This window comes from Paenibacillus sp. FSL R7-0179 (assembly GCF_038002265.1).
Classification (GTDB): Bacteria; Bacillota; Bacilli; order Paenibacillales; family Paenibacillaceae; genus Paenibacillus_AQ.
In genome coordinates this window covers 56,624-76,772 of sequence record NZ_JBBOCC010000002.1, presented here as the reverse complement: position 1 = coordinate 76,772, position 20,149 = coordinate 56,624, and the positions used below count along the sequence as shown (strand labels likewise).

The 20,149-nt window shown below is 54.4% G+C and carries 17 protein-coding genes; 2 read left to right on the top strand and 15 right to left on the bottom strand.

Annotated elements, in window-relative coordinates:
- Positions 1-68: 68 nt before the first annotated feature.
- Both MKX63_RS17145 and yicI read right to left on the bottom strand, forming a co-directional pair.
- The gene (locus MKX63_RS17145; RefSeq protein ID WP_341018792.1) at positions 69-1,259 is read right to left on the bottom strand and encodes an SGNH/GDSL hydrolase family protein; all 1,191 of its coding nucleotides are present in this window, start codon (positions 1,257-1,259) and stop codon (positions 69-71) included.
- A gap of 554 nt (positions 1,260-1,813) precedes the next feature.
- Positions 1,814-4,147, bottom strand: coding sequence for an alpha-xylosidase (gene yicI, locus MKX63_RS17140; protein ID WP_341018790.1), 2,334 nt, complete (start codon positions 4,145-4,147; stop codon positions 1,814-1,816).
- A gap of 126 nt (positions 4,148-4,273) precedes the next feature.
- Between yicI and MKX63_RS17135 the strand changes: the two genes are divergently transcribed.
- Positions 4,274-5,191 carry a helix-turn-helix transcriptional regulator gene (locus MKX63_RS17135; protein ID WP_341018788.1) on the top strand — a complete coding sequence of 306 codons (918 nt, stop codon included), beginning with the start codon at positions 4,274-4,276 and terminating at the stop codon, positions 5,189-5,191.
- A 160-nt stretch (positions 5,192-5,351) separates the two neighbouring features.
- Entirely contained in the window at positions 5,352-5,702 is a 351-nt protein-coding gene (locus tag MKX63_RS17130; RefSeq protein ID WP_341018786.1) for a nuclear transport factor 2 family protein, read from the top strand.
- 62 nt (positions 5,703-5,764) lie between these two features.
- Here MKX63_RS17130 and MKX63_RS17125 read toward each other — a convergent pair whose 3' ends face one another.
- The 13 genes from MKX63_RS17125 to MKX63_RS17065 all read right to left on the bottom strand — a co-directional run bounded on the left by MKX63_RS17125 (position 5,765) and on the right by MKX63_RS17065 (position 20,054).
- Positions 5,765-6,697, bottom strand: coding sequence for a sensor histidine kinase (locus MKX63_RS17125; RefSeq protein ID WP_341018784.1), 933 nt, complete (start codon positions 6,695-6,697; stop codon positions 5,765-5,767).
- Positions 6,698-6,723: 26 nt separating this feature from the next.
- On the bottom strand, positions 6,724-7,461 hold the full coding sequence (locus MKX63_RS17120; protein ID WP_341018783.1) for an ABC transporter permease: 738 nt from the start codon (positions 7,459-7,461) through the stop codon (positions 6,724-6,726).
- Entirely contained in the window at positions 7,454-8,410 is a 957-nt protein-coding gene (locus MKX63_RS17115) for an ABC transporter ATP-binding protein (RefSeq protein ID WP_341018780.1), read from the bottom strand. The genes MKX63_RS17120 and MKX63_RS17115 overlap by 8 nt, the downstream gene beginning before the upstream one ends.
- 62 nt (positions 8,411-8,472) lie before the next feature.
- Complete coding sequence (locus MKX63_RS17110) at positions 8,473-9,165, bottom strand: response regulator transcription factor (protein ID WP_341018778.1); 693 nt, start codon at positions 9,163-9,165, stop codon at positions 8,473-8,475.
- A 1-nt stretch (position 9,166) separates the two neighbouring features.
- Positions 9,167-11,269 (bottom strand): class I SAM-dependent methyltransferase, encoded by a 2,103-nt coding sequence (locus MKX63_RS17105; protein ID WP_341018777.1) that lies wholly within the window; start codon positions 11,267-11,269, stop codon positions 9,167-9,169.
- Positions 11,270-11,439: 170 nt separating this feature from the next.
- Positions 11,440-12,378 (bottom strand): alpha/beta hydrolase, encoded by a 939-nt coding sequence (locus MKX63_RS17100; RefSeq protein ID WP_341018775.1) that lies wholly within the window; start codon positions 12,376-12,378, stop codon positions 11,440-11,442.
- Positions 12,379-12,502: 124 nt separating this feature from the next.
- The gene (locus MKX63_RS17095) at positions 12,503-13,870 is read right to left on the bottom strand and encodes a sensor histidine kinase (RefSeq protein WP_341018772.1); all 1,368 of its coding nucleotides are present in this window, start codon (positions 13,868-13,870) and stop codon (positions 12,503-12,505) included.
- Positions 13,867-14,541: a response regulator transcription factor gene (locus MKX63_RS17090; protein WP_341018771.1), complete on the bottom strand. Its 675-nt coding sequence runs from the start codon at positions 14,539-14,541 to the stop codon at positions 13,867-13,869. Before MKX63_RS17090 ends, MKX63_RS17095 begins: the two co-directional genes overlap by 4 nt.
- A gap of 118 nt (positions 14,542-14,659) precedes the next feature.
- A complete protein-coding gene (locus tag MKX63_RS17085; RefSeq protein ID WP_341018770.1) occupies positions 14,660-15,535 on the bottom strand; it encodes a radical SAM/SPASM domain-containing protein in 876 nt (291 codons plus the stop codon).
- A 49-nt stretch (positions 15,536-15,584) separates the two neighbouring features.
- Positions 15,585-16,571, bottom strand: coding sequence for a Gfo/Idh/MocA family protein (locus tag MKX63_RS17080; protein ID WP_341018769.1), 987 nt, complete (start codon positions 16,569-16,571; stop codon positions 15,585-15,587).
- A 1,034-nt stretch (positions 16,572-17,605) separates the two neighbouring features.
- On the bottom strand, positions 17,606-18,994 hold the full coding sequence (gene thrC, locus MKX63_RS17075) for a threonine synthase (protein ID WP_341018768.1): 1,389 nt from the start codon (positions 18,992-18,994) through the stop codon (positions 17,606-17,608).
- A 99-nt stretch (positions 18,995-19,093) separates the two neighbouring features.
- Positions 19,094-19,588 (bottom strand): CYTH domain-containing protein, encoded by a 495-nt coding sequence (locus MKX63_RS17070; RefSeq protein ID WP_341018767.1) that lies wholly within the window; start codon positions 19,586-19,588, stop codon positions 19,094-19,096.
- A gap of 121 nt (positions 19,589-19,709) precedes the next feature.
- A complete protein-coding gene (locus tag MKX63_RS17065; RefSeq protein ID WP_341018766.1) occupies positions 19,710-20,054 on the bottom strand; it encodes a winged helix-turn-helix transcriptional regulator in 345 nt (114 codons plus the stop codon).
- Positions 20,055-20,149: the final 95 nt, after the last annotated feature.

Here is a 20,149-nt window from a genome sequence, read left to right as displayed (position 1 = left end):
AATCCAACTACTCTCTCACTTCACAAACAAACATTTAACCCCACGCAATAGCGAAAAAGACAGATCGGTCAGGATACCGATGGCCGTCCACCGTACCACGCCAGAAAAGCCTCCGCCACTGCCTCGCCCGCCGCACCGTTCGGATGCGGGTCGAACTCGTCGCTCATGTATTCCGGCTTAATTCTATGGTCAGCGGGAGCCGCAACAGAGAGCACGATGGCCATGTCGAATACACGGTCCACTCCGGCCGGAGGGCTCGTACGAATGCAATCATTGACTTTGCGCCAATGGGCTTCCCGCTCCCCCTCGAAATTGAAAGGTGGCACCGTACTGAGAATTATCGCTGCCTCCGGCTGTGCTTCCTTGATGCTGGAGATAATGTGTGCGAGGTCCCCCAGCAGTTCATCTGCCGAGCGCTGGCCGATATCCAGATCATTCACGCCCAGCACGATCAGCACTTCATCCCCCTGCTGCGCCTTATGCAGCCAGGGACCGTCCGTGGCGACATCGTAAGCCCGGCCCCAGCCGGAGCCGATGTTCCACAGTCCGAACTGTGTGCCCAGCCCCTCTGCAATTCTTGCCGCCCAGTATGTGTATTGATTCTTGGCCGTCCGTACGCCCTGCGTGATGGAATCACCCAGGAATACCAGCTTCCTCGTTACGTCCTTCTTGTAGCCCAGGAAGCTTGGAAGCACCTGGAGCTTATCCGATACGCTGAATCCGGCCGCCGACTCTTGAGCAGCCAGATGGCCCGGTGCATCATAGCCGGAGACCAGCATTCCCTCTACATTGTAGGGGAAGGACTTGCCTGCGTCAGCCGTCTTCAAGGTCCAGGTGAAGGCCAGCATATGGCCCTCCGGCAGCTCCAGAAGCGCCTCGTCGCTCCAGAACTGCTCGCCCGGCTCCACACACCGCGACCGTTCGCCGCTGAAGGTAACCGGCACCTGTGAGCCCGGCACAATGCTGCCATCCGGTGCGGCGCCGCCATCGGCGACATATGCCGCTTCGATGCTCCACTCGCCCCCCGGTTCACTGGCTACGGCATCCGCGCCCAGATCCCAGGTCGAATCCACCGCGTTGCTGTACCAGAACTTCAGAGTCAGCCTGCCATTCTCCCGCAGCCGGATATAGGTGCGGTACGTATGGATGAACGCCTCCGGCGCGTTCATAATGTAGTTGGCGGCTGTAGACAACGCGGTGGCCGAGGTGAACTCCGGCTGGCTCAGCACTCCGCTTGAATTGTTCTCACTATTGTTCATAGTCATCGACTCCTTCTTTATTCTGATGTTGCTTCTCTGGCTGATGGGTGGTGGGTAGGGCGGCTCGTGCTGTACAGAAACTTAACTCGACACTAACTTGACCCAACTTTGACACGACTTCGACCCGACTGGCCCAACTTCTGCCCGGCTTCCTCCCGGCTGTAGCTCGCCTTTGACCAAACTTTGCCCCGGCTCCTGCCCGACTTATGTTGCATTATCTGCAACACTGATGCCTGTGAAACCCACTATTTTAGTACAATGTTGCACAAAATGCAGCAATTTCGCCACTTGTTCGCTCTGAGAAGCTGAAATGCTGCATTTTTGACAACAATTCGCTATAGCCCTGCTCCTACTGAGGGGAATGTTGCACTTCTTGCAGCATTTAGCCCATTGTACGCCATAGCGACCAACAATCCCCCCAACGCCGCCAATCCCCAAAAAGCTCCCCGACCCAGGAGACGAATGTCCCCTGTCATCAGAGAGCCTGGTTACTTAAAGGCACAGCCAAAGGCTAAGCCAGTGTTAGAGTGTGTTCATTCAGTCTTGCGGATGTCCTACTTCAGCTTAATCGTGAACGTTACGGACTTCTCGCCCGCGCCCGCGCCCGCGCCCACGCTCACTGTTGTCTCATCCACCTGCTCCGCACCTTCCACGGAGGCGATAGCGCCGAGGTCCTTCACCGCGAAGGTGAAGGCTTTGCCGCTGCCTTCAGCAGTTACTTTTACAGTGCTGCCGCTGCGTACAGCTTCAACCTTCAGCTCAGGAGCGCCGTGGATATCGCGCACAGTCGCCGCCGCAGACTTGCCGTCCTCCAGGGAGTACAAGCCGAACTTCACGCCATCGGCAAAATCATAATCCGGACGGCTGTCCTCACTGCCCACAGCCAGCAGAGTGTTCGGCCGCACGAACAGCGGCAGGCTGAAGAAGTCATGCTTCTCCTTGCGCCATGCTCCGCCCTGGACGGTCTCACCGTTCAACAGATGTGTCCAGCGTCCGGCCGGCAGGTAGTACTTCACTTCGCCGTTCTCCTGGAAGATCGGAGCGACCAGCAGGGAATCGCCCAGCATGTACTGGCGGTCCAGCACCTCACAGGTCGGATCTTCCGGGAACTCCATCACCATCGCACGCATTGAAGCCCAGCCCTGCTCATGCGCCTGTCCGGCGACATCATACAGGTACGGCATCAGGCTGCACTTGAGCTTGGTGAAGAAGCGGGTAACGTCAACAGCTTCGTCGTCGTACGCCCAAGGCACACGGTACGAGGTGCTGCCGTGCAGGCGGCTGTGGCTGGAGAGCAGGCCGAAGGCCAGCCAGCGCTTGAACACATGCGCCGGAGCGGTGTTCTCGAATCCGCCGATGTCATGGCTCCAGAAGCCGAAGCCGGACAATCCGAGCGACAGGCCGCCACGCAGGCTCTCTGCCATCGATTCATAGTCAGCGTAGCAATCGCCGCCCCAGTGAACCGGGAACTGCTGCCCGCCGGCGGTGGCGGAGCGTGCGAAGACGGCAGCTTCATTTTTGCCGAGCTTCTCTTCCAATACCTCGAACACTACCTTGTTATATAACTGGGTGTAATAGTTATGCATCTTGTAAGGGTCGGAGCCGTCAAAGTATACTACATCGGTCGGAATCCGTTCGCCGAAGTCCGTCTTGAAGCTGTCTACGCCCATGTCCACCAGGTCACGCAGGTAACCGGCATACCATTCACAAGCCGCAGGGTTCGTGAAGTCGACCAGGCCCATGCCCGCTTGCCAGAGGTCGGTCTGGTAGACGTCGCCGTTGGCTTTTTTGAGCAGGTAACCGTTCTTGCGGCCTTCTTCAAACAGCGGGGAGCGCTGTCCGATATAAGAGTTGATCCAGACGCAAATCTTCAGTCCCTTGTCGTGCAGGCGCTTCAGCATCCCCACCGGGTCCGGAAACACACGGGAATCCCACTGGAAATCCGTCCATTGATACTCGCGCATCCAGAAGCAGTCGAAGTGGAACACATGCAGCGGCAGATCGCGCTCTGCCATCCCTTCCACGAAGGAGTTCACCGTAGCTTCATCGTAATCTGTAGTGAACGAAGTCGTCAGCCACAGGCCGAAGGTCCAGGCTGGTGGCAGCGCAGGCTTGCCGGTCAGGGAGGTGTATTTAGTAATGACCTCTTTAATCGTCGGCCCTTCAATCACGAAGTATTCCAGGCTCTCGCCCGCTACGCTGAACTGGGCCTTCTTCACCTTCTCAGACGCAATCTCATACGACACCAGCTCCGGCTGGTTCACGAAGACGCCGTAGCCCTTGCTCGTCACATAGAACGGAACGTTCTTGTACGCCTGCTCGGAGCTTGTACCGCCGTCTTTGTTCCACAGATCGACCACCTGGCCGTTTTTGACAAAAGCCGTAAAGCGCTCGCCCAGACCATACACGAATTCACCGACGCCTAAGTCCAGCTCCTCACGCATGAAGGTGTTGCCGTCCTGATCCGTGATATAGGCCATCGATTTGTAACCGCTGCCGGTAATGCGCTCGTCGCCGCGGTAGAAGTCCACAGACCAGTGAGTCCCCTTGTTGATGACCACGCGGAGTCCGCCGCTGATCAGCACCGTCTGCTCTTCACTCTCTTCCACCTGAACATGATCGCCCGTTCCCTCCGTCAGCTCGAACGAAGGTCCGCGCGGAATCACGCCGTCGTTATGAATAATTTTGACGCCTACCACACCCGGAAGCGGGGAATGGAATTTCACCGTCAGCAGCGTCGAGTTGAGTGTCGCCGAACGTCCCGTGATGGGGGTCGTCTGCGTGATGGCGGTCAGGCCTTCCTCCGTTTTCTCTACTACATAGTTCTGCACTGCACCATTGATTGTAATGCCGTCACGAACCAGCCATAAGCCGTCTGTAAATTTCATATGTGCACTTGCCACCCTTCGATTTGGTGTATATAGTTGCATTATACCGATAATAAAATCTCAAAACTAATAATATATAGCTTATTTATAACACTATTCTGACGTCATCTTACAAGGAGGCCCCTAATGGACCGCACCTCGCAGCGCTTGCTCAAAGAAGACCGCGAACACGGGGATGTCATGTTCCCCCTGGCTGCCTACTGGATCGACCTTCCCGCCGGAGCGCATGTCCTGGACACCCACTGGCATGAGGAAGCCGAGTTCTTCCTGCTGCTGGAAGGCGAGATTCTGTTTCAGGTGGACAGCGACTATTTCACGCTTCGTCCCGGTGAGGCTGTGTTCATTGAATCCGGCGATATCCACGCCGCTCACGCGCTTACGGAGACCCCCTGCCGCTTCTGCGCCCTTGTCTTCCACCCCGACCTGCTGGCCAGCGCGCAATATGATACCATCCAGCAGAGCGTCATTCTGCCGCTTCAGGAGAAACGCCAGAGCTTTCCGCGTCACCTCACCCCTTCTGTTCCCTGGCAGGCGGAGCTGCTGCTGCATCTGAACCGCATGATGAACGCGTATGCTCAACAAAGGCCCGGATTCGAAGCTTTTATGAAGGGAACCCTGCTAATTATGCTCTCACAGATTGCGCCGCCGGGACGTTCGGTGAACCACAGCCCCTCGGAGGGAGCGGATAACACGAAGGCAGACCGGCTGAAGAAGATCATTGTCTATATCCAGGACAACTACCAGGAGCCGATCCGCACCCGGGACCTGTCGGGGCTGATTCCGATGAGCGAGGGGCAATTCTGCCGGTTTTTCAAAAGCATGACCCGCAAGACGCCCGTCGATTACATCAACTCCTACCGGGTCCGCCAGGCCGCAGCCCTGCTGAAGCAGGGGGACCGCAAAATCTCAGATATTGCCATGGATGTCGGCTTCGACAACGTCAGCTACTTCATCAAAGTGTTCCGCAAAGTCATGAACTGCTCGCCCTCAGAATTCCGCAAGGACGCCAGTCCCTTCGCCGGGCAGAATCAGCTTTATCCGTAGGCTGAACCCCGCTACCTTTCTTTTTCCTGCTTACGGTTGCCCGGATACGTTTAAGTTAGGGTATGGATGACCACGGCACTGCCGCTTCAGCGGTGGCTTAGTGGCCCATTCGGGTGGACATGCCGTTCCCCACTAATCTACTTACAGGAGGCAGATATTCATGAATCAACATGTTACCTTGCCAATTGAGGTACAGGACTTCTACAATGCAGTGAACCAATACCAGCCCGACGCTCTGATCGAATTGTTCGCTCCCGGCGCTACCGTGAAGGATAACGGGAAGTCGGCCGAAGGCACAGAAGCCATTGCAGCTTGGGGAGAATCCGAACTATTCTCTGCCAAGGTCCGCTTTACTATTATGGAAATTGAAGAAGTTCAGGGCCGCATTGCAGTGACAGCCGAAATGGAGGGGGAGTTCAACAAGAACCGCGTTCCCGCCCCGCAGCAGTTCACCCATGAATTCAAGGTACACGGCGGCAAAATCAGCGAGCTGATCATCACGCTAAAATAAGCTTTGAATGAAGCAAAAAAAGAAATCGTTCCTTCGGAAGATTGGGCTGCCGCCCAGCCCTTTCAAAGGAGCGATTTCTTTGGTATGGGACAATCCTCCGGGAAGGCAAAGGACAGCCGGAATTGTCCGCCGTCCAGCGCAGCCTCAAGGCTGCCTCCCTGCCTCTCTACCAGCTGCTTCACAATGGCGAGGCCCAGGCCGAGCTGGCCGCTTGACCGCGAAGGGTCACTGGTGTAGGTCCGTTCGAACAGCCTGGGCAGATCTGCCCTGCGGATGTACTCCGTTTCATTGGCGAACACAATCCTAACCCGGTGCTCTTCCGTATACAGCGAAATGGTCAAGCCATTCTTGCCGTAACGCAGCACATTCTGCAGCACATTGGAGAAGATGCGGATCATGGCTTTTTCATCCAGGGGAATTGCCTTGACGTTCTCATCCAGATGAAGCTGCACCTCGATGCCCTTCTGCTCAAAGTCGGGATGAAACGCCAGGATCACTTCGCTCAGCAGACTGTAGAGATAGATCGGCTGACTGTCCAAAGGAGAGTCCCCCGAATCCATACTGGATAATTCATAGAACGCTTCTACAATATTATTCATGACTGACATCTTATGCATGATAATCTCCATATATTGCTGCCGCTCGGCCTCGGGGACAAGGGGATCTTTCAGCAGAGAGGCATATCCCTGCATAGACGTAAGCGGAGTCCGGAGATCATGGGACAGATTGGTGATCTCTTCCTTCACGGCGTGCTCTCTCGACCGGTGGATCACCCGCTCCTTCTGGCGCTGGTCCAGCAGCCGGTTAATGCCCACTACCAACTGCTCGATTTCCTTGCCCGGCAGGGGCAGCTTGACGTGAAGATGCTGCTGGGAGGACGACTCCGCATCCGCCAGTTGCCGCCGCACTTGGATAATGCTCTGCCGTTGCAGCAGATACACAAGGAGTATACATACAGCAGACAGAGCGGCAATGATGGCTATAGCAAGATACATATGTCTTCCCTCCTTATCTGCACCTGTCAGAACTCTTCTTTCCTGAACAGATACAATCCCAATACATAAAAGAACACCGTAAACACCATTCCTGTAATCCACGGCTCCCAGACCGTATAGGTTCCTACATCGTAGGCATTGAACAGATAATAAGCCGGACTATGGCTGTGGAGCCAGGCCGCCCAGACATACTTGCCTTTGAAAGCCCCCAGAATCATGTAGGGCAGAAAATAAATCAGCAGAAACACGGTAGTTACCTGGGCATTCTTATTCAACACAGCGGTGAGACAGAAGTAGGTGGTTACGCCGGCAATCATCACAGGCAGCATACCTAGCAGCATCTGACAGTATTCAGTAAGCGCATATTCATAGCTGCGGAAAAGCAGGTTCGTACCAAGCAGGACCGAGATCCCGACCAGAACAAGCGCGAACAGCAGGAAGCCGGCCAGCGTAACCAGCAGCTTGGCGGTGTAGATTGAGCGTCTGCTGAAGCCGTAGGCAACGGTATTCTTGAGTACATGCTTGTGATCGCCCATCAGGATTCCGGTGAAAATAGTCAGCAAGGCGAATACCACCGGCATCATTGCCAGCACATTACGGTAGAAGAAGCGCTCATTTCCATAGGGGAAACCCGGATCAGAATGATGGAAGACAGCGAGCGTCACCGCGGCACCGGCCATTAACACCGCACAGAGCAGCCCGTAATAATAATAGTTCTTGGTGCGGACCCAGCGGTACTGCTCACTTTTCATCAGATTAAGCATGGCGCTCACCTCCCAGCAGACCCAGGTAATATTCTTCCAGATCCCCGCCAGTGGCTGCAATGGAGAACACGCTGACGCCCTGGGCATGAAGCACCCGGTTGAGCTGATCGGTCTTATCCATACCGCCGGAGAGCAGAATCCGGTGTCCCGGCAGAATCCGGTACGGGATGCCCGGGAAATGCTTTTCCAGGGCCGTAGAGGCCTTGCCGCTGTCATCCACCACGATCTCGACACCTTTCCGGGTTTTGTGCAGCAGCTCTTCTGCCGTCAACTGCTCCACAATCCGCCCCTGGTCCATGAAAATATAACGGGTAGCCACACTCTGCAGCTCAGACAATACGTGGCTGGAGATGAGAATTGTGACCTTCTTCTCGTCATTCAGGGTCTGCAGGAGCTGGCGGATCTCCGCCTTCCCCTCCGGATCAAGGCCATTGGTTGGTTCATCCAGAATCAGCAGCTCGGGGCGGGTCATCAGCGCAAGCGCGAGTCCCAGCCGCTGCTTCATGCCAAGGGAGAAGGCTTTGAATTTCTTGTTCGCGGCATGAAGCAGATTGACATCCTTGAGCGCCTGCTCAATGCACTCCTTACCGGCCAGCCCCCTCTGCTGGCGGAAATATTCCAGGTTCTGCCTGGCAGTGAAATCCGGGAAAAAAGCCGGCTCTTCAATCATCGCACCAATTCTCCGGCGCCCCTTCCGCAGACCGGCGTCATCCTGGTGTCCGTAGAGTGCAATCGTGCCAGCCGACGGAAACACCTGCTCTGTGATACATTTGAACAGCGTGGTTTTGCCTGCGCCATTTTTACCGATCAGTGCAACGATATCCCCCGACTCAATCTGCAGGTTAATATCCCGGAGCGCGTAAGCTTCCTGATAGGTTTTATTAAGCGCCTTAATCTCCAATATACAATGCATCATCGTTAAGACTCCCTTGCCGTTTGATAATTTCATTGTATAAAGAACACTCTTAATAAGCTTTAAGCAAAGTCTTAAGAAAGTATAAAGACCTCCTCTTACACCAGCTTGAACCCGATGCCCCAAATCGTGCGGATATACTCCTCTTCGGTGATGGCGGCAAATTTGGCCCGCAGATTGCTGATATGTACGTTAATGGTATTATCGTCCCCAAGGTAAGTTCCCTGCCAGATTTGGCGGTACAGCTCGCTTTTGGAGAAAATGTGCTCAGGCCTCGACAGAAGCACCGCCAGCAGCTCAAATTCGTATTTGGTTAGAGTCAGCACCTGGCCATCCAGCGTAACCTCCCGCCGCTGCTTGTCCATGACCAGCCCGCGCACCTTGAATATCTCGCCTTCAGGACCTGCGGCAGGTGCATATTGCAGCCGGCGGAGCTGCGCGTACACTCTGGCCATCACCTCTTCCTGGTCAAAGGGCTTGGTGATGTAGTCGTCCGCTCCCAGACGCAGCAGACTCACCTTGTCCTCAAGCGTGCTTTTGGCGGAGATCACAATAATGGGTACTGTAGACTGCTCACGGATCTGTGCAATCAGCGATTCGCCTGTCATTCCCGGCAGCATCAGATCCATCAGGATCAATTGGTAGTCTTCCAGCGACATTCTAAGGGAGGCTTCGCTCCCTGAGAAGGCAGGCACAGCCGTCAGGCCTTCCCCCGTCAGCATACGGCATAGCAGGCGGTTAATATCAGCATCGTCTTCTACTACAAGCACGCTGAGCTTCGCATTGTTCACTTCAGCCTGCCTCCTTACGGATCACGATGAAGCAGGTGCTTTCCGGCAAGCCTACCTGCGCTCCGCTCTCATCCATGATCTCAACTCTGCTCTCCAGCGCCTCCGTGTACCCCTCCTGCAAGTAATGGCGGAAGACCTCTATCTTGGCCCGGTCCCCCAGCGTCTGCTCAATGAACGCTCTGTACTGCGACGGGGTGAAGTAGCCGAACTGCTCCTGCACCTCATGGATGTAGGCTTCCTCGCCCCAGGTGTAAGTATAGAGGAATTCCATCGCATCATTCACCGGCATCAGAACCTCCTGTTCGCCAAGCTGTTCATAACGGATTGTCCGTCCGGCAAAATCCTTCGCGTACCGCTCCAGCCACGCCATGCCGTCCGCCTCCAGAAACCGTACCCGGCGCTGCTGCTCTTCCGGCTCGCTCATAATACCGTCGCGGATAATAATCGTCCCGCCATCTGCCAGTACATCGAAGGCACTGGTCAGCGCTGCCGCCACCGTGCCGTGATTGAACTTCCGGCCGTCCAGCGGCACATAAGAATACAGCTCATGCAGAATCGATGAGAAAATCACCGTGTCCACCGTGCCCGGTTCCACGTAATCCTTCAGGTTCAGGGCATCGCCCTGGAGCACCTCCCAGCGGCGGTCCTCCCGCTGCTTGCGCTGCCGCAGCGCTTCAATCACATTGCTTGAGATATCAATCCCCACAGGCACGGCCTCCGGCATCCGCTCCTCAATCAGATCAAGCAGCACCCCGCCGCCGGGGCCGATGTCCAGCACCTTCCGTCCGGTAACGTAGTCCAGAATCACTGCCTTATAATCAGCCGTATCATTCATCTGGCTTAAATACGTGTCCTCGTTGTGGAAGCGGTCGAAGGCGTCCCGCCGCAGATCGAACAGGTCGAACAGCAGCAGGACCGCCCGCTCATACAGCGCCGACTTCTCGGCCTCCATACAGAACTCAATCAGCTTCTCCGCCGCCGCCGAGAACTCGAACTGGAAGAATAGCGTATCCGGCAGATGCTCCTTGCCCCGCAGCCGATGCGTTAGATGCGGGTTGCTGCTGGTAGGCTTCACGCCGCTGTAGATCTCCTCCCAGCCCAGCTCCGAGAGATACTTCTCGATAATCCGTTTCTTATAGACATTGATCTTCTTGCTGCCCTTATAGTCATAATGAATACTGTTCATGACCGCCTCGAAGCTCAGATGGCTCAGATGGCTTAGCTGCAGCGGGCCGCTGCGGGCTACCAGACTCATGACCTTCAGGAACTGCTCCAGCGAGAAGGTCTGGAGTGCCGATTCCACATACCAGAAGGTGGCAGGCTGCAGCGGCTCCAGCTTAGCAGGGAGGAAGCCCTTCTGCACCAGCCCGTCCCACTCTGACTCATAATCGTCGCCTTGGGCAATGGACCCGGCGCGCATTCTCCGCAGACGCTCCTTCATCGGGACCTCAGGCTGCAGATTCCCTGAAGCAATTACAGCAATCAGCTCCATGACCTGCAGGCGGACCTCCTGCCACAGCTCCGGGGACACGGCAGCAATGATGCAGTGATTCAGCGCGAATAGCAGCCGCTCCAGCTCCTCTGCGGTCAACAGTCCATGCTCCACCAGCGCGGATAATGGAAGATTGACGGAAGGCGGAACCTCGCCGCGGATTTGCTGCCCAATCAGCCCATGAGTCTCAATCAGCGTATGTATCACCCGTCTCTTCTCCGCAGAGCCTGCCTCGTCCTGCTTCAACCCTTCCGCATACCGGCGGTACAACTCCGCGGAGCCGATGTTATGAACGAAGATATTTATGCCCTCTTCCTGCCAGCTCCGCCGCTGACGGAGAGTCCCGCCCTTGGCCGTCTCGGACCAGATCAGCGTCTCCTCGGCCAGCTCCTTGATCCAATAAGACAGCGGCAGGCTGTCCAGCACCCGCAGACTCCGCTCGACATAATCCAGTACCGGATTCTGCTGCGCAAGCGATTGCAGCGACTCCACCCGCTCCAGATTCACAATTGTTTGCTCTGCCTGCACGATATACTCCAGCCATATATGGCCTTCTCCGGCAGGCCACCTTCCTTCACGATATGCCTCTATAGCCCGTAATGATTTCAGCATTTGCATGCCTCCCTATGTAATAGCAATCTATATACAATAGCCCATGTGCTTCAGGTTTGAATCAGAAGCTCTGCCGAATCGAACAAACCGCAAGCTTCTGGGTAGAAGCCTGCGGCGGCGTAAGCTCTTATTCAATTGTATCAGATAGTTGGCCGGGAATCAGATCCCCCTCATTTCACGCCTGCCATGAATTCTCTGTAATCCTTGGCAATCTCTTTGGACAGCGTATGGTGCAGATAATGACCGCCTTCGAGCGGCACCAGCTTACCGTACACGGAATCCTTCACCTGTTCTTCATGCAGCTGCATCCAGCCCTCAACATCGGTATTATTCGACTGTACGAAAAGCAGCAGCGGAAGATCTTTGGGGAAGGTAAGCGCTTGAGCTGCAATGAAATTCTCCTTGAAATGCTTGCTCTCATTCACGACAGTGTCATTGTTTGAGTTCTTTCTGGCGATCATAATCATCTGCTGCTTGGTGTGTTCGTCGAACGAAAGCCCGGCATAAGGGTCTCCGCCTATCTTTTGGAACAATCTTACGATACCGGATTTCTCGAGGAACTTAAGCGTACCGATCGGCATTTCATCGTCCAAGCCCCCTTGATTGGGCACACTGGTGTCGATTCCTACAAAAGCCTGCACTTCATCCTTATACTTGTTCACATAGTCCAGCCCGTAGATTCCGGCGATGGAATGCCCCATGAGCGTGTATCGCTTGATTCCAAGCTGCTGCAGCGCTTCATGAATCTCACTGACGATATTGTCCGAGGTCCGTTCCTTATCTGTCCGGTCACTTAAGCCATAGCCGAACGGCTCCACCACGACTACTTTGTAGTTAGGGGACAGCTCGTCTACCAGCGGTTTGAAATCAAGTGCCGGTGCCCCAGTACCATACCCCGTCAGCAGCACCACGGTCTCCTCACCCGATCCCTGGATGAGTACATTCATCTTCTTGCCATCGACTGGCACAAGCTGTCCATACTGATCGATCTTCTTCAGCTCCGATTTGCTGCTGATGATATTGACCACAAATACTACGGCAAAAAACAATACAATCACAATCAGCAATGCCGCAATAGACTTAAGCAGGATTCTGAGTCCTTTTTTCATTATACAATCACCTGTCCTTATAAATGGAATGTGCTGCCTTGTTGAAGAGCTAAGGATAGTATATATAATGAAAATGTACTCCTCGTGACGGTAATATGAACGGAGGATGAATTGGTTCAATAATCTATTCTGCCGGTGTATTCAGCGGCAGGGTCACGATGAAGCTTGTGCCTGCGCCAAGCTCACTCTCAACCCGGATATCTCCTTGGTGAAGCAGCACGATCTGCTTCACGATCGCCAGTCCCATCCCGCTGCCGTTATACTTGTTGCTGTGGGAGCGGTCCGCCTTGAAGAAGCGTTCGAAGATCCGCTTCTGGTCCTCGGGGGCGATCCCGATGCCGGTATCGGATACGCGAACGGTCACACTTTTATTATCTTGCTTCGTATGGACAGTTATTACTCCCCCATCCCCGGAGAACTTGATGCTGTTGCCCAGCAGGTTCGTCCATACCTGGTTCAACAGATCGTAATCCGCCGTCAGCGTGGCAGCCGTCAGCTCCAGATCGAAGTTGATGCGGCGGGCGGACCATTGCGGCTGAAGGGCAACAATTACGCGCCGGAGCTGTTCATCCAGGCTGAAGGTGGTGAACCGGAGCTGCTGGGACTGCGATTCAAGCAGACTCAGCTTGAGCAGGCTATCGCTCATCTTGGACATCCGCTCGGCCTCCCCGATGATGATATCGAGATAGCGGTTACGCTCGCTCTCAGGGATGTTCATCTGCTTCAGCGCCAGGGCATAGCCGGAGATGGAGGTCAGCGGCGACTGCACCTCATGGGATACATTCGACACGAAGTCACGGCGCATCTGCTCCAGCTGCTGCAGATCATGTGTCATCTCCTCGAAGCTGCGCGCGAGGGCACCCAGCTCTCCCTTCTGCTTGATATTCAGCTTCACGTTGAAGTCCCCGGCTGCGATCTTGCGTGTCGCGTTGGTCAGCTTCTTGATCGGCCGGACCAGGAACATGGCCGCTACCAGGATTATTAGACTCCCGGAGACCAGCGAATACACCACGAAATTCACCAGCCATTTCAGCACAAAGTCGGCAGACGGGGGACCGACAGGCTCTACGAACAATGCTTTTTTTCCCGTATCCGTAGTTAATTGCACTCCCAGCAGGCTGACGGAGATGCCTGTCGGATTGACCTGCACGATCCCGCCTGCCAGCACCTGCTGCACCTGCGCTTCAGTCACAGTCTCCAGCTTCAGTCCTTCTGGCCCGCCGTAAGATTGCACCCCGCCGTTCGCATCATAAATCCGCACATGGTAGGTCTCAAGCTGCTTCATGCTGCTTACGAACTTGTCGGCTTCCGTCAGCGGGAAGGTGTCATAGATCTGTACGACATCTTGTGCGAAGCGCTGCAATTGAACCTGCAGATTCTCATTCAATTCGTCTTTATATATCCAAATCGCCAGATTGAAGGAGATCACTGTCCCCCCGATCACGGAGACCAGGAAGATCAGGACCACCCGGGTATAGAGAGATTTGATCATTCAGTAACCTCAAGCCGGTAGCCCAGACCGCGGACAGTCTCGATCCGAAAATCCGGCGAAGCCGCAAACCGTTCACGCAGACGCTTGATATGTACATCTATCGTCCGGTCATCCCCGGCGTAATCGATCCCCCAGATCTGGTCGATCAGCTGCTCGCGGGTATAGACCTGTCCCGGTGTTCCGGCCAGCTTGTACAGCAGCTCGAACTCCTTCAGCGGCAGGGACAGCGCTTCTGTACCGTTCATTACCTTGTAGGTCTGCCGGTCCAGCGTTACCTCTCCGATACGGATCGTATGCGACTTGCCGATTCCCGAGCGTTTCAGCAAGGCTCTGACGCGGACTGTCAGCTCCAGCGGATCGAAGGGCTTGGTCAGATAATCATCGGTTCCCAGCTCGAAGCCCTTCACCTTCTCCCAGGTCTCCCCCTTTGCCGTCAGCATTAACAGCGGCAGCTCCGGGTCCGCTCTGCGGAGCTCCTTGCATAGCGCCCAGCCGTCCATCACCGGCATCATAATATCCAGGATGACCAGATCCACATGCGTTCTGGCATAGACCGAGAGCGCCTCTTGGCCGTCTGCCGCTTCAGCGGTATCGAATCCGTCATTGCGCAGAAATAGGCAGACAAGCTCGCGGATATTCGCATCGTCGTCTGCAACAAGTATAGTAGGCATCTATTCCCTCTTTTCGTATGATCCGGCCTTATAAATATTTCTATCTTTCCTCTAGCATCACCCTGCTGCTTAGCCGGTATGCACCATTACCAGCATCCACTCCGGCCTGGCGCTCCGGCTAGGTCCCGAAGCGCTGCCGGTAGCCGCATTTGCGGCACAGCTCCTCAACAGCTTCCCGCCGCGAGAAGCCGTAGAACAGATTATTCGCCCGTTCCCCCTCGACAATCTCGGAGAACGGCTGCTCATGAATATTGCCAAGGTTGATCACCCCTTCGCCATCCAGACAGCACGGCACAACAGTGCCGTCTACCAGGACCGCAGCCTGGCTGCGCAGCGCATGGCAGAAGCCCTTTCCGTCATCCTCCGGCTCATGCAGCGCCGGCCATCTGAACTCGTGGTCCTGGTTCAGGTACACGCGCGGGGCAATCTTCACGCCGCTTCCGGGAACCACTTTCTCCTCAATCCTATAGTCGAGGCCAAAAGCCTCCTCCAGCAGGGCCAGCGTCTCCCGGTTGCGTTCCTTCTCCAGATTCGTCCGGTTGTCCTCCGTCAGATTCCAGAGCCGGAACGAGACAATAACGCCCTGAGCTGAGATCTCCCGGACGAACTGGATGATCTCTGTGAGATAACCTTCGCGGTTCTCCGAGCCTGCATGGCCGTCGAAGCTGTGCAGCGAGAAGTTCATCTGCCGCAGCGCCGGCTTGCCAAGCAGCTTCGGCCCTGCCTTACGGATCAAAGTACCGTTGGTCGTAATATTGACCTTGAAGCCCTTGGCATGCGCGGCATCCAGCAGCTCGCCCAGCTTCGGATGCAGCAGCGGTTCGCCTTTGACATGCAGATAGATATGATTGCTGTACGGTTTGATCTCATCAAGAATGGTAACAAACGTCTCAAGCTTCATGAAATTCTTCTGCCGCTCCGTGGGCGGACAGAAGCTGCAGGCCAGGTTGCAGACGCTTGTGATCTCGATGTATACCTTTTTGAACGTCTTCAAGTTCCGCTCCCCATTTCAATATATATTGCAGGCCAGACTGCCCGTTATGCTAGAGATCCGAAGTGTAACGAAGGCCGATCTGGGCTCTCGCCTCTTCCATCAGCTCTGCTACCGCGAGGGAATTGGCATGGCTGTTGGTCGCGCTCTCCCGCTGCCCGCTCTTCAGCAGATGAATGAACTCCTCAACCTCATAGTACATTGCCTCATACACCTGCGGGAGCGTAAGCTCCTCGACGGTTCCGTCGCGGTAGTGGATTTTGACCTGATAGGGCTGGTTAATCTTGTCGATAACCATTGTTGCGTTCTCTCCCTGAATCTCGGCAGGCAGGTAGGAGTCCGCAATCTTGGAATGCATAATGACCGCCCCCATGTCGGGGTAGCGCATCACCATGCTGCCTTCGCCGTCCACACCCGAAGCGAGCATCAGGCCTGCCGCCTTCACTGTATCCGGCTTGCCGAACAAGACCACCATCGGATACAGGCAGTAGATGCCCAGATCCATCAGAGAGCCGTTGGAATATCGAGGATTGAATGCGTTCAGCACCGTCCCCTGGCGGTAAGCATCATACCTCGATGAGTATTGACAATAACCTGCGAAGTAGCGCCGGACTTGACCCAGCTTATATAAATTATCCCGGATCACGCCAAAATTCGGCATGAACGTGGATTTCATGGCTTCCATGAACAGCACATCATTGCGGCGCGCCGCTTCGATCATCGTCTTCAGCTCACGGCTGTTGGAGGCCGCCGGCTTCTCACAGAGGACATGCTTGCCGTGATTCAGACAGATCAATGAATGCTCCGCATGCATCGAGTTGGGGCTGGCGATATAGACCGCGTCCACCTCTGCACTTGATACCATCGCCTCCAGATCCGTATAGATCGAAGCCCCGGCATACTTGGCGGCAAAAGCCTGTCCCTTCTCCTCTGTGCGGGAATACACGGCCGTAAGCAGAAACTCCTCATTCTCAAGTCCCGCCTGCACAAAGCGGTCTGTAATCCAGTTAGTCCCTACAACCCCGAAACGAATAGTCATGAATGATCCCGTCCTTTTTTAAAATATAAAAATTTATATGCATCACGTTATACATTATCCTTCTATTTCCCGCCGAAACGATAAACGTCCTCCGAAAGGACGGCAAAGCCGTTTCCACTTGAAATGTCAGCTATAACTGCTATTTTCTCATTCCATGATAGGTATGTCCACTTATATACCGTAATTTCCGACAAATTCCGCTAGATTTCGCTTGTGAAAAAAAGCACCTGAGCATCCGCACAGAATTCCCTTCATTTGTCCAACGCCTCTCGGAGCATGAGGCCATTCATTCAGCCATTGCCTTCTATGGGCTATGCATTAACCCCAGGCAGAATCATACCCCGCAGTGGAGCCGTTCAACTCAAATCTAGCCTTGCATTAACTCCCATTGAGCCATTCTACTCCAACCTAGCCTTGCATTAACTCCCACTGAGCCATTCTACTCCAACCTAGCCTTATATTTCCCACAAATTAGCCAGCAATTGTACTTCGTACAATAGAATCCGGTGTAAAGCTCCCATTTTTCTATTCTGCTGTATTTCGTACAACAGAATTTGTAATTTGAGCCTGTAACAGGCCTTCCCCCATAAATCTGCTGTATCAAATACAATAGAATCTTTTTTAGAGGTGTTTCGGGGACTTTCTATTGCACATAATGCAATCACCGACTGGTGGAAGCAGGTTCGCGCACCAGGCAGTTAGGCAATTAGGCAATTAGCACACTGGTAAGCAATTAGTTAACGCCCTTCTCACAAATCCACCTCTGATCCGCTACTAGCGAACAATGCGCGCACTAACCAGTGTCCCACAATACCAGCTACAGCGGACATCGCACATACTATTCAGTGTCCCACAATACCAGCTACAACGAACAATGCGCGCACTAACCAGTGTCCCTACAATACGAGCTACTAGCGAACAACACTCCCACACTATCCAGTGTCCCACAATACCAGCCACACCAAACAGCCCCCGCTCATCCCGGCGGGGGCTGTCTTCAACCTGCGCGTGGCCCACTGGACACGCGCACTATTTTAACCGTAAAAAGCCACAAGCTGGCGCACAATCTCCGCCTTATCATGATCGACCACGACCTGATGCTGCGGCTGCTCGAACAGCGCCGAGATCTGGGCCGGGAACTCCTGCCTGATGCCGGTCAAGGCAATCGCCTCATCGAACTTCGCCGGATGCGCTGTAGCGTAAGCAATGCTTACCTCATCCGGGGCACTGAACTTCTCGTACGCGGCTACGCCACAAGCCGTATGCGGGTCGAGCAGATAGCCGGATTCCTGCTGGTACTTGCTGATAATCTCCAGACACTGTGCATTTTTCACGCCCAGCGCGGAGAAATCGGCCTGCACCCGGGCCAGCAGCTCGCCATCCACCTTAATTACGCCCTCGCTCTGCAGGGCTGCCATGTACCCGGACAGCCTCTCTGCATCCTCATCCAGCAGATAATACAGATAGCGTTCGAAGTTGCTCGCTACCTGGATATCCATCGATGGGCTGTAGGTGCCCGTGAAGCTGCCCGGCTTGTATTCACCGGTAACCACGAACCGTTCAAGAATGTTGTTCTCGTTGGTGGCAATGATCAGCTTGTGGATCGGCAGACCCATCCGCTGCGCCAGGAAGCCTGAGAAAATATTGCCGAAGTTACCCGAAGGCACGCTGATATTGACCTTCTGCTGATCGCTTCCCGGAAGCTGCAGATAAGCATGGAAATAATAGACCGTCTGCGCCAGAATGCGCACGAAGTTGATGGAATTAATCGCCCGCAGGTGATACCGTCCCTTGAAGTCGAGGTCGGCGAACAGCTCCTTGATAATCTTCTGGCAGTCGTCGAAATTGCCCTCTACAGACAGGTTCAGCACGTTGCTGTCATCTACGGTGGTCATTTGCAGCTCCTGCACCTTGCTGACCTTGCCATGGGGATGAAGGATGCAGATCTTGATGCCTTCCTTGCCGCGCACTCCTTGAATCGCAGCCGCTCCGGTATCGCCGGAGGTAGCCCCCAGAATATGGATGATCTCTCCGCGCACCTTGGCAATATAAGAATACAGCTCGCCCATGAACTGCAGCGCCACATCCTTGAAGGCAAACGTCGGCCCATGGAACAGCTCCAGCACATATAGAGAATCGTTCACCTTGTGCAGCGGCGTGACTTCCGGAGCCCGGAAGCTGCCATAGCTGGTGTAGACCATTGAGCGCAGATCGTCATAAGGAATTTCGTCATTGGTATAGTAGGAGAAAATCTCAAGGAACAGCTCCTGAAAGCTCAGGCTTCTCCATTCCTCCAGCTTCTCCGGGGAAATCACCGGAATCTCAGCCGGCACCATGAGTCCGCCGTCATCCGCCAGCCCCATCAGAACTGTATCAATAAAGCCTCTGGCCGCTACCTTGCCTCTTGTGCTTATATACTCCATACCCGTCTCATCCTCCTGAACCCCTCTTTATTTACTGTACATAGTACCACGTTTACGCGTTAAAGTCCGCTGATTCTATAAGATTAAGGCTCACTGGGGCTATTTGCCCTGAAGCTCTTTCCAGACGGTTTTGTTGCTGTACTTCTTCTCTGTGCTCACATCCAGGCCGAACCATTCCGGGGCAGCGAAGCCTTCAGCCTCCTCCAAAGAATCGAACTCAACCTCAAGCACCGTAAGCTCCAGCTGGGTGTAGAGATCAATCTCCACCGTTGTACCGTTCCATACGCCTGTAATGCGGGTTTTGACCAGCGGGATCGCCTTCACAGCCTCAATCATCTGGTTATACAAGCCTGCGGAAATGAAATATTCAATCTCCTGGCGGCTGATGCCCTTGCCATCCTTGAACGTATGCGTGTAAGTTACCTCACCCGTGTCCAGATCCGTGATCTTCCGCACCCGCAGCTCCTGCCCGTCTTCAATCGCAAGATAGGTCTGGTCAATACTGTGACGGGTCAGCACCTTCAGCTGTCCCTCTTCAATCAGCCGCTCCGGGTATTCCGGCAGCAGGAATTTGCGTTCAATCTCCATAGCCATGCTGTTTCTCTCCTCTGTGTGCGAGCTTTGTGCGAGCGTTAATGTTACATATTATTTATCATCATAGGGGCGGGTCATACGCAAGTCAACCGGAGGGAACAGATTCACGGGGAAAATATTCCTATCCCTTCCCTGCGCCCGGCACATGGATGTTTTTGGCTCCCCAAGCCACGATCTCTTCAATTAACGGAACCAATTCCTGCCCGGAGGGGGTCAGGGAATACTCGACGCGCGGAGGCACCTCATGATATTGCTCCCGGTGGATGATCCCGTGGTCGATGAGATCCTTGAGACAGTTCGTTAACGTTGTTCCTGTGATGCCGTTGAGCCTTCTTTTTAGTTCGTTATACCGGATCGGCCCGCCTTCGCTCAGCAAAGCCAGAATAGGCAGATTCCACTTCCCGCTGATAACATGAAAGGCAAAGGTAGCGGGGCACATCTGCGTTAAATCCACTTCATATTGCATGAGGATTCCTCCATTAGTATATTTTATATACCAGGTATTAAAAACAATAGTACTTGTTAGTCTGCTTCCAGATATTATAATCATACTACAAAAGA

Excerpts from the sequence above, each read along its gene's own strand:
- MKX63_RS17145 (WP_341018792.1), bottom strand. The coding sequence starts at position 1,259 with ATGAACAATAGTGAGAACAATTCAAGCGGAGTGCTGAGCCAGCCGGAG.
- yicI (WP_341018790.1), bottom strand. The coding sequence starts at position 4,147 with ATGAAATTTACAGACGGCTTATGGCTGGTTCGTGACGGCATTACAATC.
- MKX63_RS17135 (WP_341018788.1), top strand. The coding sequence starts at position 4,274 with ATGGACCGCACCTCGCAGCGCTTGCTCAAAGAAGACCGCGAACACGGG.
- MKX63_RS17130 (WP_341018786.1), top strand. The coding sequence starts at position 5,352 with ATGAATCAACATGTTACCTTGCCAATTGAGGTACAGGACTTCTACAAT.
- MKX63_RS17125 (WP_341018784.1), bottom strand. The coding sequence starts at position 6,697 with ATGTATCTTGCTATAGCCATCATTGCCGCTCTGTCTGCTGTATGTATA.
- MKX63_RS17120 (WP_341018783.1), bottom strand. The coding sequence starts at position 7,461 with ATGCTTAATCTGATGAAAAGTGAGCAGTACCGCTGGGTCCGCACCAAG.
- MKX63_RS17115 (WP_341018780.1), bottom strand. The coding sequence starts at position 8,410 with ATGAAATTATCAAACGGCAAGGGAGTCTTAACGATGATGCATTGTATA.
- MKX63_RS17105 (WP_341018777.1), bottom strand. The coding sequence starts at position 11,269 with ATGCTGAAATCATTACGGGCTATAGAGGCATATCGTGAAGGAAGGTGG.
- MKX63_RS17100 (WP_341018775.1), bottom strand. The coding sequence starts at position 12,378 with ATGAAAAAAGGACTCAGAATCCTGCTTAAGTCTATTGCGGCATTGCTG.
- MKX63_RS17095 (WP_341018772.1), bottom strand. The coding sequence starts at position 13,870 with ATGATCAAATCTCTCTATACCCGGGTGGTCCTGATCTTCCTGGTCTCC.
- MKX63_RS17090 (WP_341018771.1), bottom strand. The coding sequence starts at position 14,541 with ATGCCTACTATACTTGTTGCAGACGACGATGCGAATATCCGCGAGCTT.
- MKX63_RS17080 (WP_341018769.1), bottom strand. The coding sequence starts at position 16,571 with ATGACTATTCGTTTCGGGGTTGTAGGGACTAACTGGATTACAGACCGC.
- thrC (WP_341018768.1), bottom strand. The coding sequence starts at position 18,994 with ATGGAGTATATAAGCACAAGAGGCAAGGTAGCGGCCAGAGGCTTTATT.
- MKX63_RS17070 (WP_341018767.1), bottom strand. The coding sequence starts at position 19,588 with ATGGCTATGGAGATTGAACGCAAATTCCTGCTGCCGGAATACCCGGAG.
- MKX63_RS17065 (WP_341018766.1), bottom strand. The coding sequence starts at position 20,054 with ATGCAATATGAAGTGGATTTAACGCAGATGTGCCCCGCTACCTTTGCC.